The sequence below is a fragment of the Mycobacterium intermedium genome (genome assembly GCF_002086275.1).
In the GTDB taxonomy this organism is placed as follows: domain Bacteria; phylum Actinomycetota; class Actinomycetes; order Mycobacteriales; family Mycobacteriaceae; genus Mycobacterium; species Mycobacterium intermedium.
The window spans coordinates 1-1,895 of sequence record NZ_MVHT01000216.1 but is presented as its reverse complement, the minus strand read 5'-3'; the positions used below and the strand labels follow the sequence as shown (position 1 = coordinate 1,895).

Annotated in this window: 1 protein-coding gene; it reads left to right on the top strand. The window is 60.4% G+C overall.

Going from position 1 to position 1,895, the window contains the following annotated elements; genetic code table 11:
• Positions 1 to 1,895 (top strand): beta strand repeat-containing protein (locus BST27_RS30215; protein ID WP_139805487.1); only part of this gene is annotated, 1,895 nt, incomplete at both ends.

Here is a 1,895-nt window from a genome sequence, read left to right as displayed (position 1 = left end):
ACCGGCGTCGGTAACACCGGCAACATCAACACCGGCGCATTCATCTCCGGTAATGAAAGCAACGGCATGTTCTGGCGGGGTGACCGGCAAGGCTTGATGGCCGCCGACTACACCCTGACCATCCCCGAAATCCCGCTGACCCTCGGCGGCGGCGGCACCCTCAACCTCCCGCTCACCGGCCAAATCACCGGACTCAGCATCAATCCCATCACGCTGCACGGCACGGGCGGTAGCGGCAACCCCATCCCCGTGATCGGCCACCTGACCCTTCTCGGGCAAACCCCGGAAATCGACATCGGCGTCGAGCTCAGCTTCACAATTCCAAACCCCATTCCCGGATTTCCCGACATTGACATAGATATCGACATCTCGGTACCGATACCGAGTCTGCCGATTTCAATCGGAGTCGACGCCGACAGCCTGCTGAGCCCAATCACCCTGCCGCGGATCAGAATAAACACCATCGCGTTCGAGGATGTCGTTATCGGTGGCCCGACAACGCTGTTGCCGGTGAGCATCGGTGGAAATGTCGGCCCCATCGTCGCGCAGGTTATACATGTAGATCCGTCGCCTGGGTTCGGGAATTCGACGAGTCTTCCGTCATCGGGTTTCTTCAATTCCGGGGCTGGCGGGGTGTCGGGGTTCGGGAATATCGGGGATCGTGTTTCGGGGTTCTGGAACGAGGCGTCGCGGGCGTCGGGTTATAAGAACATCGGCAGTCTGCTGTCGGGTTTGACCAATGTGGGTGAGTCGCTGTCGGGGATCAACAACACCGGCGCGGGTCTGACGTCGGGTGCGGGCAACGTGGGTGGGAACCTGTCCGGGTTGAGTGTGTTCAACGCGGGGTTTGCGAATCTGGGTGTGGGCAATGTCGGGTTTGGTGATATCGGCCGGATGAATCTTGGGTTCGGGAATGTCGGTGACGGGAACATCGGTTTTGGCAACCTGGGGGACTTCAACTTCGGATCGGGCAACCTGGGGAGTTTCAATATCGGCTCGGGGAACATCGGTTCCTACAACATCGGCCCGGGGAATCTCGGTGTGCAGAATGTCGGGTTCGGTAACTTCGGTGACTACAACCAGGGGTTCGGAAATAGCGGTGTCGGCAATATCGGGTTCGGCAATACCGGTGCGGGCAATGTCGGTTTCGGGCTCAGCGGTGAGGGTCAGGTCGGGTTCGGGGCGTGGAACACCGGCAGTGGCAATGTGGGGTTGTTCAATTCCGGTACCGGCAATGTCGGGTTCTTCAACTCCGGGACGGGCAACTGGGGGATCGGCAACTCCGGGGAGTTCAACACGGGGTTGTTCAATGCGGGTCGGTGGAACACCGGATGGGCCAACACCGGGTTGCTGAATACCGGTGTGGGCAACCCGGGCAGTTACAACTCGGGCAGTTTCAATGTCGGGGTGTCCAACACCGGTGATTTCAACCCGGGCCGGTACAACACCGGCTGGGCCAACACCGGTGACTACAACACCGGGTGGGCCAACACCGGCCATTACAACACCGGCGGGTTCAACCAGGGTGATCAGAACAACGGATTTTTCTGGCGCGGCGACAACCAGGGCCAAGCCGGCTTCGACTACACCCTGACCATCCCGCCGATCTCCTTGGGCCTGGAAGTCAGCATCCCCGTCAACATCCCGGTCAGCGGTTCCCTCGGCAACATCGTCGCCGGCGAATTCACCATTCCGACACTGGCTTTGGCCGGTGACAACCTCAACGCCAACATCGGTCCCATCGTGGTGAGTCCGATTGTCATCACCGGTCCCTCAGTGGATTTGGTGGTGGGGGGCGTGGGCGAGTCCATTCAATTGGTGCTCTCGGGCCCAGCATTGGGTCCGGTGGTGATTCCGGTGTTGAGTGTGCCGGCGGGGCCGGGGTTGGGGAATTC